Here is a 16522-nt window from a genome sequence, read left to right on the forward strand (position 1 = left end):
ACAGTTGATCTGTAAATCCTTATTGTTTAACTCCCATCAAACTACAACTAAAACTAACTAATTATTTTATATAGCTTTTCTAGTTCATAACTATTACTAAAATCTTTATGTTTTATATTGTTGATTATAGTATTCTTCAATTTTTGATTATTATAAAATTCCTCAATCCCCTTCGCTAAACCTGGAACACTTAGATCACAGATTGCTCCTTCAACCCCATTTTCTATCTGGCTGGATGCTGTTGGATAATTGGTAATAAGGATTGGTTTACCTAGTATTTTGGCCTCAGTAACAGTTACTGCTTTTCCTTCATACCTAGAAGGTTGAACGTATAAATCACAATTTTTCATATAAGGATATGGGTTTGTTCTTTTACCTAAAAGGATAAAACTATCCATTAATTTATGTTTAGAAATTAAATCTTTCAATTCCTTCTCGAATCCGCCGTAACCGATAATATACCACTTAATATTAGTTAACCCTTTGTCATGTAGTTGTTTAAGAGCTTCTATTGCTAGGTCAAACCCTTTTACATAAGATAATCTGCCCACAGATACAAGATTAAAATTTTTATCTTTTACATCATTAAGTGTTAATTCTTCCTCCGCCATATTTTTTATGAAATTAGGGGAAGTTATGTTTTCAACAACCATTACTTTTTCTTTTAAGGTTGGATAGGTAGTTAAAAATGCATCCCTGCAGGCATCTGATACTGACGCAATATGATTAAATTGATTCCAAACTTTGAGATCTAGCTCGTTATCAATTTCCAACTTACTATAATCAGTATGCACCCAAGCAATTTTTTTCTTTGCTTTTACCTTATTGGCAATAATATCATGCGGCCAAGCATAGCTAATTGCTACATCATATTCCTTATCAAGTTCTGGCAAAAAGTAAGAAGAGTATTTTTGAGTCAGCTGCATTTGTATATATCCAGCACCCTCTTCCAAGCTCCGGGCCACACACTTCATTTTTGCGATATACTTTGATACAACTCTAATAAAAGCTAATGTATATTGTTTTTCTTTAAGACATAGAAAAACAGGTTTTCGAAATACAGAGTACTCTAATATCTGTGGCAATAGATTCACTGACTCTGGGATTAAACTCATAAACTCGCCAACATGATGAAAGATTAATAGATCAACATTGTATTTTTCATAATCAAAGCTTTCCAACATATTAATTAAACTTCTTTCAATTCCGCCAATTTCCATATTATAAACAGATATTAAAATATTCTTTTTCATCCCTCAATCCTCACCTAAAAGAAGTATTAAACACTAAACTGCACTACCTTATCTATGCTTTTATAAGGTTTTATTTCTGTCTCTCTTTTATTTATAAAGATTGTATTAGGTGGAACGATTCCCTTAACGACACTCCCTGCGGCAACCACCACATTATCTCCAATATGGGTATTTCTTAAAATAACCACATTTGATCCTATCCAAACATTCTCACCAATGGTAACTTCTCCTCTTATAAGATGGTCAGAGGTATTTTTTTTATAATTATGATCATGATCATTAATACAGACATTTGGCGCAATCTTAGTGTTGTTCCCTATCGTGATTCGGTTCACACAATTAATATTACAATTGTCGTTAATAAAAACATTATTCCCTATATTAAGTACTCCTTCATAATCAATCCGAACGCTCGCGTTTTTCCTTATAAAAACAAATTTTCCAATATAAATCTTTGCCCTATTATTAAACACTTCTATCTTACTATTGGCTTGAAGAGAAAAAATGGAGGATTTAATATTTTTAAAATATATGACTTTGTAAAATCCTCCCCTTAATATGCCAACCAAATGCGAAAAATTCATCAAAATCGTAATCAAAAACCCACGTTTTTTACTCTCGGATATAAGTGTCATAACTACTTTTTTGATCATACCGATACTCCTTCTACAACTTACTTCAACGGATACATTTTTCTTAATCTAGCAATATTGTGACCGCCTATTAGTTTTGAGAGGACAAATTTTACTTTTCCTTTTAATCTTGTACTTAATGGGAGCCAACTCTTATAAAAATGATGGATGGCATAAGTTTTTTCAGAAATAAACGACTGGCAATTGATATAGTCATAGGGAGAGAAATAGGTCTGAGGATAAAAAACTCCAATTTGATTAATTTCCTGATAATGACCATTAGGTATTAAACCCTTTCCTTGAAGCAACTTAGTAATAATAGCAACATTTGTTAATTGATTAAATGTTCCATCCCTTTTAATGAATTTTTTCTCATTATAAGAATCTAGAAATTCCTTGATTAAAGAACTTCCCTTCTCTGCTCCAATCGTGCTTGTTGCAATATAGTTTTCTTGCTCAAATCCCCAAAAGGAAGTATGAAGTAAAAGGTCATCAAATGATTTAAAGACCTCAACATCCGTATCAAGATAGATTCCACCGTAGTTGTAAAGGGCATGCACACGTACATAATCACTGACAAAAGCATATTTCCCTGCGCTGTAAGCTTCTTTCACATATGAATTTAATTCTAGATTAAAATTATGTTCATTCCATTCAATAATTTCATAATCCGGTAGTTGCTTTTTCCAGGTCTCTATGCATTTTTTTACAATTCCTGGTTTTTCCTTTCCTCCAAACCAACAGTAATGGATTGTCTTAGGTATTTTGTTAATATAGTCCATTAAATTACCTCAACTTTCCTCTACTCTTGTATTCTGATTTTTCCACTTAATAAATTCAATTAAGGTTTTATATTCATTAATTTGAATTCCTGTATCCTTTAATTCTGCCACTAAATCAATCAAATCTTGATCCAGTTCTTGTTGAAACCCGCTTGTATTTAATGGTCTTAAAAATATATCTAATTCCACATCTAGCACTGCTGCGATTCTTTTTACAACCTCTATGGAAGGATTCCGATTTATATTACGTTCTATATTACTTAAGTAGGACTTTGATAAATTAGCACGTTTGGCTAATTCTGACAAAGTCAGTCCCTTTTGCTTGCGAAATTCATATATCGTTTTTCCAATCACGACTCATACCCCGTTTATCATAAAGTAAATTACTATGATCTAAACATATCAACTCTTTCCTTCCTTTTATTAACAGTTTGTTTGATATGGTGAATAACAGTGTTTATATCCTCTTCCGTCATATTCGAACCTGAAGGTAAACACAACCCGTTATTAAAGAGGGTTTCTGAAACGCTTTCTTTGTCATTATGAGGATAATATTTCCCCCCCTTAAATACTGGTTGAAGGTGTAGTGGCTTCCAAACTGGCCTTGCTTCAATATTTTCCTCACTTAATGTATTCAGTATATCTGCTACTGAAATTCCAGCCTCATTCTCATTTATTGTTAGAGCTGTCAGCCAGCGATTAGAAAAGGTATCAAATAACTCAGGCATAAAGGTAAATCCGGGATAGTCTGAAAGTTCATGATAGTATCGTTGAAAAATAGCTCTTCTTGCAGCTATCCTTTCGTCCAATACTTCCAATTGTGCCCTTCCGATACCAGCTAAAATATTACTCAATCTATAGTTGAATCCTATTTGACTGTGTTGGTAATGTACCGCAGTATCACGTGCTTGTGTAGCTAAAAATCTTGCTCTTTGTAAAGCCTCACGGTCATTCGAAACCAGCATTCCTCCACCTGAAGTGGTAATAATTTTATTCCCATTAAAAGAGAAAATACCAAACTTTCCAAACGTTCCACTTGCTTCCCCTTTATATAACGCTCCAAGCGATTCCGCTGCATCTTCAATGATGGGAACTCCGTATTGGTTACAGATAGTTGAAATTTCTTCCATTTTGGCACTTTGACCGTATAAATTGACAACAATTACCGCCTTCGGAAGAGCCCCGTCCCTAAATGCCTCTTCAAATGCTCTTTCCAACGCTTGCGGTGACATATTCCAGGTATCGGGTTCAGAGTCAATAAAAACTGGTTCAGCTCCCTGATATATTATAGGATTGGCACTCGCAATAAAGGTTAGGCTCGAACAAAACACTTTATCCCCTTTACCCACATCTAGTAGTAGTAGAGCCAGATGAATGGCTGCTGTACCTGAACTAAGAGCCACTGCCTCATTGACTCCCACATAATGAGCTATTTCCTTTTCAAATTCATCTACATTTGGACCAAGTGGAGCAATCCAATTTGTTTCAAATGCTGTATTAATATATTTATGTTCCTTTCCACTCATATGTGGAGAGGATAGAAATATCCTTTTTTTATAGGTCGTTTTTTCCAATGACTTCACCCCGCGCTCACTTTATAATTCTTCTTCACCTTGGCAGGTGTACCCACAGCCAGACAATTTTCAGGAAGGTCACCAACAACAGTTGCCCCTGCGCCAATCATTGTCCATTTACCAATTCTTCTATTTGGAATAATTGTTGACCCGCTTCCCAAATAGGAACCCTCATGCATTTCGACTGTACCAGCGATAGTACTATTAGGACAGAGGTGAACAAAATCTTTTAATAGACTATCATGTTCCACAACTGAGCCAGAATTGATAATACAATGGTTACCAATCATCACATCTGCATTAATGACCGCCTGTGGCATGACAACAGTACCGTACCCTATTTTTGCACTTGGGCTTATACTTGCAGAAGGATGGACAATGGTTAAAAAATTATTTATGCTAAAACCCAGGTTTTCAACAACTAATTTTCTTGCTCTGTTATCCCCAATAGCCATCACAAATTTAATACCATGATATTCTTCCTTAAGTTGATTTGCTGCTCCAATAGGTGCACAAATGAGTTTGTCTACTATTTGAAATCTTTCATACTTATTATCAAGATATCCTATAATTTGGAGACCATTGGTTGCCCGAATAATATCAGAAACCACTTTACTGTGACCTCCATGACCAATGACAACAACCTTCATGGATTTCCCCCTCCCATTGTGGAGTTAGATCCTTTAAAGCTCTCCACAGTTGCATTACCTGGTTGATTAATGCCTTCCGATATGATGACTATATAAATGGTAAGAAAGAGAATTTTCATATCAAGGAAGAACGATTGGTTTTTAACGTACCAAACATCTAACTTGAACTTTTCATCCCATGAAAGAGTATTCCTTCCATTTACCTGTGCCCACCCCGTTATACCCGGTCTAACGTTGTGACGTAAGGATTGCTCCTTTGTATAAAGTGGCAGGTATTCAATGAGCAACGGTCGTGGTCCAACTAAACTCAAATCCCCTTTTATCACGTTCCATAATTGTGGATATTCATCTAAGCTGTATTTTCGAAGAAAACTTCCAAATGAAGTTATCCTTATATAATCTGGCAGCAATTGACCTTGATCATTTTTTTCATCTGTCATCGTCCTAAACTTGTACAAAGAGAACCGTTCTCCATTTAAACCAGGCCGTTCTTGTTTAAAGATAATGGGAGATCCGAGCTTCTTTTTAACTAACAAAGCAATTACGATAAAGATGGGAGAAAGAAAAGCAAATAGTATTATAGATATCGCTAAGTCAAATAGCCGTTTCATGTTTTATCCCCCCAAGCTACTTGGAATCTGCTAGCACCTGTTTTTTTATCTCTTCAATAAGATCTTTAACTTGGACGTTTTCTGCCTCTATACTCTTAATATAAATATTCATCATAATCTCTTGTAATTTCTGTTGGGTTAAATGTTCAGATATATCCATTTACTAACCTCTCTTAATACTATTTATTACTAATTAAAAAGTCCTCACTTGGTATGAAGTGAGGACTTTCAATATTTAGACTTTCTTTTTAACCGTTTGGATTTTTATTCTGCCAGCGCCAAGCATCCTCACACATCTCATTTATCCCTTTCTTTGCAATCTAGCCGAGATTTAGTAACTCAACACATGTGTGGCTACTAATATATCCGGCTCCCCAAGTAATTAATATCGCCATTTATTTCCTCCTCTTATTTTTAATTAAAATAATCCGTAGAGTTAACCCAAATAATTACTTCTATATATAATATTTAAATTGATTACACTCTCGTAGAAATAATAGGCAAAATAGCATAATAGTATTGCATAATATACAAGCCTTTGATCTTTTTCTCTAAATACCTTGACGATCCATGATAGTAAGATTATTTGATATAGTTCAAAATAAATATTAAATCTGGCAAAAATCCAATTTCCCATTGATATAATCATAAATGACAACCCGATTATTGCCATATTTACAATAACGTCACTATCTGGATAAATTTCTCTTAGTTTCTCTCTTCCAAAGAAAGCAATGACCAAGGGAATTGCAAACACAATAACCCTGATAAAATTTGCTCCTCCTTCACTAAATTGGCTATAAACACCGTACTGACTATCTTCAATGGCTGAGAATAATATTGTTGAAAACTGATTAAATCCTAAAACAATGATTGCTGAACCAAGTAATAGGATCATAGTTGCCTTTGTCCATGCTTTATACCTTACTAAGAAATAAATAGGAATTAAGATTAGTGCACTTTGGTGGAAAAGCGATGCAAAAATAACTACTAATAAATACCTAAACCAATTACCCTCTATTAAATACTTTGTAGCAGTAAAGAGAATAGCGGTTGCTAAACATTGCCTAATTCCATTCATTGTGACTAAAAACAAGCCACCTGTTACATAAACATAGATACTTAATTCAAATAACCTTGAATATTTATATAACCCAATAATGATTAAAACATTAGTTATCATAGCCGTTGTAAATATTAGTATTTGTGGATCTGCTGAATATCTTTGTAGTATCATCTGAAGAACACCAAATCCGATATCATCCTGGGATTTAATTAATTCCCAGTTAAAATCGTTAATTTTGTAGGTATGCATATAGAAGAAGGTATCACCTATATTATTACGTAAACCAGAAACTAAAATAAAAGAAATGATGGTACCAAATGCTAATAACTTATTGGGTTTTATTGACACCAATAAACCATTTAATACCAAAGTGTTTGAAAAATAGCGTGAGAACAGAGAAAATAAAAAAACTATCGTAAGATTGAGCCATAGAACAGTCATACAATAGACCCCTTCAGAGTATTATGAAAATTCAAGTTAGCTTTATTTAATCAGTTCCTTGTCTAAAGTTATAGATAAATAATTCAATAGTTGTTCTCTTAAATCCTTATGCTTCAAGGCAAATTCAATTGTAGTTTGAATAAAGCCCATTTTATCCCCCACATCATAACGTGTACCCTCAAAATGATATGCATAGACTGCTTCGAATTTATTTAGAGTTGCAATTGCATCTGTAAGTTGAATTTCTCCACCAGTCCCTGGCTGTTGCTGACTTAGGATTTCGAAAATTTTAGGACTTAAAATATAGCGACCAAGAATAGCTAAATTGGATGGTGCTTCTTCCTGCTTTGGCTTTTCTACTAATCTATCCACACTGTAAAAACGGCTTGTCATTTGATTCCCACCTACAATTCCATACCTAGAAACATCTTGTTCTCGGACAGATTGGACCCCTAGAATTGTGGCATTATATCTGTTATACTGTTCAATTAACTGTTTTAAACAAGGCTTTTCAGCCTGGACAATATCATCTCCCAAAAGGACTGCAAACGGTTCATTACCGATAAATTTGCGGGCGCACCAAATGGCATGACCCAATCCTCTTGGTTCCTTTTGTCGGATGTAATGGATGTCGACAAGTTTAGACGATTTCTGTACTTCACTTAGTAACTCATACTTTCCCTTATCTATCAAATTTTGTTCTAATTCAAACGAGTTGTCAAAATGATCTTCAATAGCCCGTTTCCCTTTCCCAGTTACAATGATAATATCTTCAATTCCAGATTCTACAGCTTCCTCTACAATGTATTGGATTGTAGGTTTATCGACAATTGGCAGCATTTCCTTTGGCATTGCCTTAGTAGCTGGGAGAAACCTTGTTCCAAGACCTGCTGCAGGTATAATGGCTTTTCTTACTTCCATTGATTTCGCACCTCATTAATTTATTGGTAAAGCTTCTATTATAGCAATTTCCTGTTTTTGTACCACTCGATTATTGGCCAGATTTAATAACTTATCCCTTATTTCTTTCTTTTCTAAATGGTGGAATGTTGAGATTAGCTCTTCAATTTCCTGTAAATAAAGATTTGAAGTTTTACCAATATAGATCTTTGGATAAATCTGTTGCTCCTGAACTTCGTCCTCTTTTAATAGTTCTTCAAAAAGTTTCTCCCCTGGTCTCATTCCAGAAAATTCAATCCCAATTTCTTCAACTGAGTTACCTGATAGTTTGATTAAATTCTTAGCTAAATCCACTATCTTAACTGGTTCACCCATATCTAAAATAAAAATCTCCCCTCCTTTTGCCAATGCCCCGGCTTGAAGTACAAGTCTTGATGCTTCGGGAATCGTCATAAAGTACCGGACCATATCAGGATGAGTAACTGTAACCGGTCCACCATTTTCAATTTGTCTTTTAAATAATGGGATTACACTCCCTCGGCTCCCCAGAACGTTTCCAAAACGAACTGCAACAAATTTAGTATCACTTACACTATTCATTGATTGAATAATCATTTCAGCAAGCCTTTTCGTTGCCCCCATTACACTAGTGGGATTTACAGCTTTATCTGTTGAGACCATTACAAAGGTATTGACCCCATTCCAGCTGGCAGCCTTGGCTGCATTCATGGTCCCAATTAAATTATTTTTTACAGCTTCTTCAGGATTTGCCTCCATCAATGGCACGTGTTTATGTGCTGCTGCATGATAAACAATATCCGGCTGATATGTACTCATGACATTCAGCATTTTCTTTTCATCCTGTAAATCAGCAATTACAGGAATATATTCAGTTTCTATATTTTTGAATGTGTCTTTCAATTCCATCTCAATGGAATAGATGCTGTTTTCCCCATGACCCAGCAATACTAATTGCCTTGGATGAAATTTTGAAATTTGACGACAAATCTCAGAGCCAATGGAACCACCTGCTCCAGTAACAAGGACAACCTTCCCCGTAATATTCTCAGTGATACTATTAATATCTAATTCTACCGGCTCTCTTCCAAGTAAGTCCTCCACCTGCACATCACGGAATTGTTTTACCGATACCTTTCCAGTAATCAGGTCTTCAATCATTGGGAGACTTTGTGTTTTCACATTCGTTTTTGCGCATTCATTAAAAATAGTGCTAAGTTCCCTCTTATTAAGTGAAGGAATAGCAATAACGATATGATCTATTTTTAGTTTTTTTACCGTTGTCTCAATCATTCTAATTCCACCTATGATTGGTATTCCAAGAATCTCTAGCTGATGTTTTTTGATATCATCATCTATGAAGGCGACAGGTAAAAGATTATCTTCACTGTTTTTTTTGAGCTGTCTAGCAACCATCATCCCTGCAGATCCAGCACCAACAATAAGCGTTCTTTTTTTGTTACTAGCTCTATTAAGATGGGAGTCTCGATACATTCTCCCAAAAAAACGAGAACCACCAATAAATGACATATTTAGAAACCATGTTACTGTAAGCAATCGTAGGTGTATTTCTTGAACCGCTACCTGTTGAACTACGGCTGCAATAAGAATAGAAATAGATACTACCTTCATGATACTTAATAACTCGCCTATACTAGCATATTCCCAAGCTTTTTTATAAAGATGAAGTTGAAAAGATAGGACATGATGACTAATTATAATGACAATTGCACTTAAAATCATTTGAGGAGCTATAACCTTTATTGTTCCACTTACTAAAAAACCGCTAAAAAAAATAGCTGTTATGACAATACAAGAATCAAGAAATATAAATAAGGATAAACGTTGCCGATAGGTCATACTTTTCCTCCTTCACCAGATTAGACTCTTTTCAACCTTATTTTGATCGCATTGTCTATTAATTTTCGAATTTCTTCTAGCTGGTTTTTGTCTGCGTCCTGCTTAATATACCTAATTGCTTTTGCTATAGATTTTGGATAAAGATCAATATCTTTCAAAATAACAACTCCTTAAATAAATATTAATGATAGGTTTTACTTCAAAACCTATCATTAATATTTATTTAAATTTGGGCATCTAACCCATCCTCACACCACACTATCGACGACTAGCGTCTAAGGTCCTTTGACCCACAGCATGACCGAGTGCCTCCATTGATAACGGAGAGGAGACATCACCTGAATCTTTCGAAATAACAATATCTTTTTCTCAATAGAGAACAACAGTTTTAAAAAATTTTAGTTATTGGTTTATTACAACTCCAACTAGTTTTGCTTTTGCAAATTCCAATACCTTTTTAGCCTCAGTAGCTTTTTCAAACGTTGTTTTACCGTTTTGAACGACCAATACAACCCCATCACATTGCTTTGCTAAAAGCTTTGTATCTGTTACATCCAAGATAGCATTGGAATCAATTATAACTACTTCATACGATCTTAAAGCCATCTTTAGAAGATCGTTCATCATTTGTGAACTTAATAATTCAACCGGATTATTCGAAATTTGGCCACTAGGTATTAGGTCCAATCTACCCATTTCCGTATGAATGATAACATCATAAAATGAAATTCTTCCGTTTAATATATCTGTCAGTCCATCAGAGTTTTGCGTTTTAAAAAATGAGTGTAAAGAAGGATTCCTTAAATTAGCATCAATTAATAGAACCTTTTCATTTCTTTGTGCAATAGTGATAGCTAGGTTAGCAGCAGTGGTTGACTTTCCTTCTCCATCACTTGGTGATGTAACTAAGAAAATTCGACTTTTCTCTTCAGCCATAGAAAATTTTATATTTGTTTGGATCATACGAAATTGTTCAGATATAATCGAATCTGGATTGGAAGAGGCTATTAGATATCTTTTCTTTGCATTTGATTTTTTTCTTTTATTAATAACCAACTGGCTCACCTCTCTGTTCCAAATCAGATTGGACCTTTTTCCTCTTTCTAATATTTCTTTTATTCATTTTTGAAACTTTTCCAAGTACTTGGACACCAAGCATTCTTTCTATCTCTTTTTCTGAACGAATTCTATCGTCCAAAGTTTCTAATAAAAATGCTAAACCAACCCCCGCTACTATTCCTCCAATAATTGCTATGATAATCTTATTATTCGTTTTTGGGTTAATAGGCGCCGGGTTAATTTTCGCCTTTGATAATGAGCGTATATAGTCTTCACCAACTATTTTAGGTACCTCTGATTGAAATACTTTTGCCGTGGTGTCTGCTATAACAGCTGCTTGGACAGGATCAGTATCTACTACACTAATGCTTACCACTTGTGACCCATCTACACTTTGCACACTTATTTGACCAGCTAATTCCTCTGCGGATTTACTTAAATTTAATTCCTCAATAACTAAATCTAAAATTGAGGAGTCTCTTACGATAACCTGAAGTGTCTTTCTTGACTCTTCATCAGCACCAATGATAATTCTAGAAGAAGATTGATAGAGCGGAAAAGATGCTGAATTGTTAATAATTATTCCTGCTATAGTAGCTATAATTGTAATTACTACAATCAACCAAAACCTTCTCTTAAGAACTGTGAATAATTCAAGTAAATTAATTTCTTTGGCTTTTCTTTTGTTCTCACTAATTTGATTAAAGTTATTCATTAAATCACCTTTTTTTAAGACTTGATTTTTTTCGTTCTAAATAAAGAACTAATTTGATAAAAAAAATAACTTCTTTAAAAGGATTATTATATTTTTACCAAAGTTCATCTCTATAACATAATTTTAGTTCTTTATTAAGAACAAGTCAATAAAAATTAAACATACTATATAATTATAAAAAAGGTGATAATAACTCATTTAAACACTAACTTCTAATTGCTTTTTTAACAACCTACTAAACATTCCATGTTTCTCACTTGCTAGTTCACTAAACTGTCCTTGTTGAATAATTTCACCGTTATCTAATACTATTACTTGATCTGCGTTACGAATTGTTGATAATCGATGTGCGATTATTATAATTGTCATTGATCCCTTTAAGTTTTCAAGTGCATTTTGGATTTTAGTCTCGTTTTCTGTATCCAAAGCACTAGTTGCCTCATCTAAAACAAGAATCGATGGCTTACGTAATATAGCTCTGGCAAGGACTAGTCTTTGCCGTTCTCCTCCTGAGAGTTTTATACCTCTATCACCTATCATAGTATCAAGACCATAGGGGAGCCTTTTAACAAAGTCTGCAGCCGCTGCAAATTCAAGTGCCTCCCAGATGTGCTCATCTTTTGCACTTTCATCTATAATTAACAAATTTTCACGAATTGTAGTATTAAACAAGAATGGATCTTGGGGTACATAACTGATTGAACGCCTTAATGCAAGTAAATTTTTACTTGTTAAGTTTTTCCCATCAATAAAAACTTTACCTTTTTCAGGCTGATTAAGCCCCATTAATAAATCTATTAATGTGCTTTTTCCAGCACCAGAGCGACCGACTATGGCTGTCATTCGATTAGCGGGAAATAGCAAGTTAATTTTTTGTAATGCATATTGCTCTGTTTTATTATATTTAAAATATACATCTTTACATTCTAGACCTTGTTTTATCATGATTGGATTTACGTTATGCATCATTCTTTCATTTAACTCTCGTTCCTCAATACATTGATTCTGTAGGTCTAGGAGTTTCTTAAATGAAGGTAATGCTAAACCTAACTGTTCTAAATTTGATTGAATTCCCGTTATTCTTGGCCATATTCTAGAAAATATAATAAGTATTAGAAACAAAGAAGCAGACTGCCCTTCGAACATTTTTATTGTAATAAAGATAAAAATTCCAATTAATAATGATGATACTACTCTATAAATGAAGTTTGATTTTGTTTTTAAATCCACTGCTTTTATTGAGTTCCTAACCATTTTTCCATTTAGTTCTTTGAACCACGAAATGTGGTGTTCCTCTAAGTTGTTACTTTTTATATCTTTTATACCATTGAAAGAATCAGTAATTCCTGCCATATATGTTTGTCCCAACTCAATATTATCTTTTCCTAATTTACTAGTCTGTTTGATAAATCTTCTCGAGAAAAATACCAATAATAGTCCAAATGCAGTAACAAATATGGTCACTTTTATTGAGAAAAAACAAGCAATCCCAATTTGAATAAGTGTAAAAATGAGGGAAGCAATAAAACTAAAAAAAACACTTATACCTCCACTAACACGACCAGTTTCCGAAATCATTGAGTTAATGAGGTCTGATTTTCGACTTTTTAAAAAGAAACCCCAATTTGCCAATAAGATTAATTTATACGTCTCTTCTCTTATATAACGAGCAAAGCCTTGTTGAATTTTTACGTTCAATATAGTTTGCTGCCTTTGAAAAAAACTTTGTCCTACCATTAGTAATACGAATACACCTAAGATTATTGATAAAGCGGTTGTTTGTGGAATACCTTGAAAAATGAAGGAAAACTGTTCTAAATAACTATCATTTATATTCAAATCTACAATTTTCGTTAAGTGAATTAAGGGTAATAGCAAAAAAATACCAATACCTTCAAATAGACTAATTACTATCATTGCGGAAAGGTTAAAATATAGTATTTTCCCTGAAAAGGAATGGATAAGTTTTACAAAATGCATTATCTCTTTCATTTCGGATCCTCCAAGGATAATTCTTGCTTTATTGCCTTTCTCCATATGCATAAAAAAGGTCTTAGTATAAAATATAAAAAATGGAGTTTTTTTGGTAATGGTAATGTTACTGTATCAATATGAAAGGGATATAAAGAACTCAGTAAAAATAATACCTTTTGCTGAAAAGACATTATCGAAAATAAGTGGCGGCCATGATATAGTGAAACCTCTTTTGGTAAAGTGTCATTATGCAAATTCACCATTTTTTCCAAATAAAATACTGCAGCTTGAGCCGTTAACCTAGATCGATTGCTCGTAATATACCTCTGCATTTCTTTAGTTATATTAACATTTAAAAGGTTTGAAGAAAGGAGAATACTTTGTCCAACAAGATTGAAATTGTTGTATTCTTTCGTAAGGGAATGAACTTTTTTCCAATCTATTTCCTGTCCAATCATCCTCTGAATGTCTATTAACCAACGAAGACGAGACCATCCGTGTCTTGCACCATGAGAAACCAGAAATAAAAATAAATCCTCCCTGCCCAGCAAGTAAATTGAACTGTTAGTAGATATGCTTTTTCTCTTACGCTCCCATAATTCTGAAAATCTTGGTTCCTTTCCAGGTCCTGGATTTAGTCTCCAATGTATTTCTAGCTTAATATTTTTTGAGGGATGAAAATAAGTTACATGATGATGTCTCCATTTCCAATCTTCCAATACACTCATTATGTAATCATCTTTTATAAAACCATGGATTTCTAGGATTTTATGCATATTATCTAAATCTTCAATAGGAATAAGTAAATCTAAATCTCCACATGTCCTTAATGAAACGTCCCCATAGACTTCATTACCTAGAAATGGTCCTTTTAAAAAGATGGCTTTAATACCATTAGCATTAAATACTTTCGCGAATTGTTCCATTTCGCCACTTAATTGCAGCATTTTGAAAATATTCCTCTTATAGAATCCATTAACGGTTTGAACAACAGAATGAGGAATTAAATTATCATTATATTCTTTAAGAATAGAAGCTAATAATGGATAAACCCTATGATGCAATGTTAAATCCAAAAACAATTTCCAATCTACCTTATTGTGTTCATCTTTTAAATATTTTTGAACATAACCATTATCATCACTCTTTAACATTTCAACTATAAGAATTAATTCTTTAGGAATATCCCGTACGTCGAGACTGAATTTTTTCACTGTAATTACTCCTTATTTATTAATACCTCGACTTTTTTTTGCAAATTTACCTACAACTACAAATTGCTTCATTTCCTCAGCACCAGTCAAATAAAGAGGACCACTTCTTAGCCAAGCATGAGCAATCATTTGTCCGTTCTCGTCTTTGGCTGTCCCTAAATAAAGGGTACTATCAATTTGCCGTCGTTCTAACATTTTCATACAGGCCATTGCCTTTATTAAGCATTTGCTTTCCCAAAATGTATATTTACTCATAATATGGATAGCATGGGATATTTGTTTAACGATTTTAATATTTACGGGAGCAATTTCAAAAGATGTTTCACTCATTCGAGAGCCAAGAAAAGGGGAAACCTTACTAAAAGGGAAGGTTTTTAACATGCGTGCCCATGCTAATAAAATATAGGCTTCTATTAATAAATTTCTCATTTTTACATCTGAAGTAAAAAATAACCATATTTTTTTCACTTTTCACGAATCCTTCAGACCTTTTTCAATCATAATTATTTTTTCATTTAATAACTGCTCTAGAAAGTGGATTACATCTTTCTTACATTGACTATCTTCTACATTAAACTCGTTAGATAATTTAGAAACTAATGTTTTAATAGTAATAGGCGTTCCAATATTTCCCCAAATATAACCACCGATTACACCTAAATTGTAGTATTTTCCATTATCAATACTCATCATTACAGTTTCTCCATCCATATCACTTATAATATTTCCCGGACTTTGTACGATTATCGTTTCGGTATAAAGCTTATTTGTATTTAACATTTTCATTCTCCTTGTTTATACAATCTAATATTTGTGAAACCAGCTCATTAGCTGTAAATCTGTTTCCTGGTCTCCGTATTTGGTACATATTTATCTGATTAATAATTTTTGTTGAATTTGTAAAATGCCAATTGGTTAGCCCTAGGTTTGGGATAAGTATATTCCTGTACGTATGGATTAATAACGTCTGTAATCGCGAAAGACCTTTAAGTTGTTTAAGCTCTATTTCTTCATTTTCGGTAAATGTTAATTCAAATAAACCAGCTAGTTGTAATGGTACTGATGAGAATTGGTCTTTAATAGGAATTGCAAATTTAGTTTCTCTTTGATAAACAGATTTATATTCTCGACTGTCTATTCCAAATTCATCTAAGCTTTCCTGCCAAAGTTTCTGTTGTGGATAGGCTGGAATGATCATTGGTACATTTTCCTTAGTAAAGTAAACACCTATTACATCATCTGTTAGCAATTTATATCCTTTACGAAGAAATGCTGATGCTAAAGTAGACTTCCCAGCACCAGAATTACCAACAATAGCATAAGCTTTTCCATTTATAGCAATTGCGCTACCATGCAAAGGAAGTATACCTCTTTGCATCAAGATTGCCCCCATGCAGCTACCTAATAAATATAGCCTTATTACATCTTCTTTATATTCATTTAAGGGGCTTACGGAAATTCGGCATCCTTCTTCTATAAGAAAAATAGCAATATCCGGAACCTTAAACATTACTAAACGTTCATTCATGACAAATCTGTTTCCGGAATCAGACAATTCCAACCATAAATTTGATAGGTCTTTAAAATTAATCTCTATATCTGTAGATTCCTTATCGCTTACTACTTTCAATAACTCGGGGAAATGGATCTTACTTCTCACTGAAAATCCAAAAGCCTTATAGATAAAATCACTAGCAATTTGCACCATCATATTCACTCCAATGAATCCCGATTATATAAAAAGCCCTTATATCAGTACTTTATATAAGGGCC

18 protein-coding genes and 1 pseudogene are annotated in these 16522 nt (G+C 33.6%); all 19 read right to left on the reverse strand.

The genetic code is table 11. The annotated features are described in order from the left end of the window. Positions 1-53 precede the first annotated feature (53 nt). The 19 genes and pseudogenes from MLOOGBEN_RS00480 to MLOOGBEN_RS00565 all read right to left on the reverse strand — a co-directional run bounded on the left by MLOOGBEN_RS00480 (position 54) and on the right by MLOOGBEN_RS00565 (position 16457). Positions 54-1253, reverse strand: a complete 1200-nt coding sequence (locus MLOOGBEN_RS00480) for a glycosyltransferase (RefSeq protein ID WP_179156306.1) — start codon at positions 1251-1253, stop codon at positions 54-56. Between the two features lie 26 nt (positions 1254-1279). Then, a complete protein-coding gene (locus tag MLOOGBEN_RS00485) occupies positions 1280-1906 on the reverse strand; it encodes an acyltransferase (RefSeq protein ID WP_256988776.1) in 627 nt (208 codons plus the stop codon). Between the two features lie 20 nt (positions 1907-1926). Further along, complete coding sequence (locus tag MLOOGBEN_RS00490) at positions 1927-2667, reverse strand: glycosyltransferase family 32 protein (RefSeq protein ID WP_179156307.1); 741 nt, start codon at positions 2665-2667, stop codon at positions 1927-1929. 9 nt (positions 2668-2676) lie between these two features. Next, positions 2677-3021, reverse strand: coding sequence for a helix-turn-helix domain-containing protein (locus MLOOGBEN_RS00495; protein WP_179156308.1), 345 nt, complete (start codon positions 3019-3021; stop codon positions 2677-2679). A 32-nt stretch (positions 3022-3053) separates the two neighbouring features. Then, positions 3054-4193, reverse strand: coding sequence for a DegT/DnrJ/EryC1/StrS family aminotransferase (locus tag MLOOGBEN_RS00500; RefSeq protein ID WP_179156843.1), 1140 nt, complete (start codon positions 4191-4193; stop codon positions 3054-3056). A 53-nt stretch (positions 4194-4246) separates the two neighbouring features. Continuing rightward, entirely contained in the window at positions 4247-4891 is a 645-nt protein-coding gene (locus MLOOGBEN_RS00505) for an acetyltransferase (protein WP_179156309.1), read from the reverse strand. Continuing rightward, positions 4888-5502 carry a sugar transferase gene (locus MLOOGBEN_RS00510; RefSeq protein ID WP_179156310.1) on the reverse strand — a complete coding sequence of 205 codons (615 nt, stop codon included), beginning with the start codon at positions 5500-5502 and terminating at the stop codon, positions 4888-4890. The genes MLOOGBEN_RS00505 and MLOOGBEN_RS00510 overlap by 4 nt, the downstream gene beginning before the upstream one ends. 16 nt (positions 5503-5518) lie before the next feature. Further along, the gene (locus MLOOGBEN_RS00515) at positions 5519-5662 is read right to left on the reverse strand and encodes a YwzD family small protein (protein WP_179156311.1); all 144 of its coding nucleotides are present in this window, start codon (positions 5660-5662) and stop codon (positions 5519-5521) included. 163 nt (positions 5663-5825) lie between these two features. Then, positions 5826-5897 (reverse strand): annotated as a pseudogene (locus MLOOGBEN_RS28865) (SDR family NAD(P)-dependent oxidoreductase); the annotation flags it as partial. A gap of 41 nt (positions 5898-5938) precedes the next feature. Beyond that, positions 5939-7009, reverse strand: coding sequence for an EpsG family protein (locus tag MLOOGBEN_RS00520; protein WP_179156312.1), 1071 nt, complete (start codon positions 7007-7009; stop codon positions 5939-5941). A gap of 42 nt (positions 7010-7051) precedes the next feature. Beyond that, positions 7052-7930, reverse strand: a complete 879-nt coding sequence (gene galU, locus MLOOGBEN_RS00525; RefSeq protein WP_179156313.1) for a UTP--glucose-1-phosphate uridylyltransferase GalU — start codon at positions 7928-7930, stop codon at positions 7052-7054. A gap of 15 nt (positions 7931-7945) precedes the next feature. Continuing rightward, the gene (locus tag MLOOGBEN_RS00530) at positions 7946-9787 is read right to left on the reverse strand and encodes a polysaccharide biosynthesis protein (RefSeq protein WP_179156314.1); all 1842 of its coding nucleotides are present in this window, start codon (positions 9785-9787) and stop codon (positions 7946-7948) included. Positions 9788-10189: 402 nt separating this feature from the next. Next, entirely contained in the window at positions 10190-10852 is a 663-nt protein-coding gene (locus tag MLOOGBEN_RS00535; protein ID WP_368737737.1) for a CpsD/CapB family tyrosine-protein kinase, read from the reverse strand. Then, on the reverse strand, positions 10833-11561 hold the full coding sequence (locus MLOOGBEN_RS00540; RefSeq protein ID WP_179156316.1) for a YveK family protein: 729 nt from the start codon (positions 11559-11561) through the stop codon (positions 10833-10835). Before MLOOGBEN_RS00540 ends, MLOOGBEN_RS00535 begins: the two co-directional genes overlap by 20 nt. A gap of 198 nt (positions 11562-11759) precedes the next feature. Next, on the reverse strand, positions 11760-13553 hold the full coding sequence (locus tag MLOOGBEN_RS00545; RefSeq protein WP_179156317.1) for an ABC transporter ATP-binding protein: 1794 nt from the start codon (positions 13551-13553) through the stop codon (positions 11760-11762). Beyond that, positions 13550-14689: a nucleotidyltransferase domain-containing protein gene (locus MLOOGBEN_RS00550; RefSeq protein ID WP_179156844.1), complete on the reverse strand. Its 1140-nt coding sequence runs from the start codon at positions 14687-14689 to the stop codon at positions 13550-13552. Before MLOOGBEN_RS00550 ends, MLOOGBEN_RS00545 begins: the two co-directional genes overlap by 4 nt. A 72-nt stretch (positions 14690-14761) precedes the next feature. Further along, entirely contained in the window at positions 14762-15178 is a 417-nt protein-coding gene (locus MLOOGBEN_RS00555) for a lasso peptide biosynthesis B2 protein (RefSeq protein ID WP_179156845.1), read from the reverse strand. 42 nt (positions 15179-15220) lie between these two features. After that, on the reverse strand, positions 15221-15529 hold the full coding sequence (locus MLOOGBEN_RS00560; protein WP_179156318.1) for a lasso peptide biosynthesis PqqD family chaperone: 309 nt from the start codon (positions 15527-15529) through the stop codon (positions 15221-15223). Next, a complete protein-coding gene (locus tag MLOOGBEN_RS00565) occupies positions 15513-16457 on the reverse strand; it encodes a phosphoenolpyruvate carboxykinase (ATP) (RefSeq protein ID WP_179156319.1) in 945 nt (314 codons plus the stop codon). The genes MLOOGBEN_RS00560 and MLOOGBEN_RS00565 overlap by 17 nt, the downstream gene beginning before the upstream one ends. Positions 16458-16522: the final 65 nt, after the last annotated feature.

The sequence above is a fragment of the Bacillus sp. EB106-08-02-XG196 genome (genome assembly GCF_013396335.1).
In the GTDB taxonomy this organism is placed as follows: domain Bacteria; phylum Bacillota; class Bacilli; order Bacillales; family Cytobacillaceae; genus Neobacillus.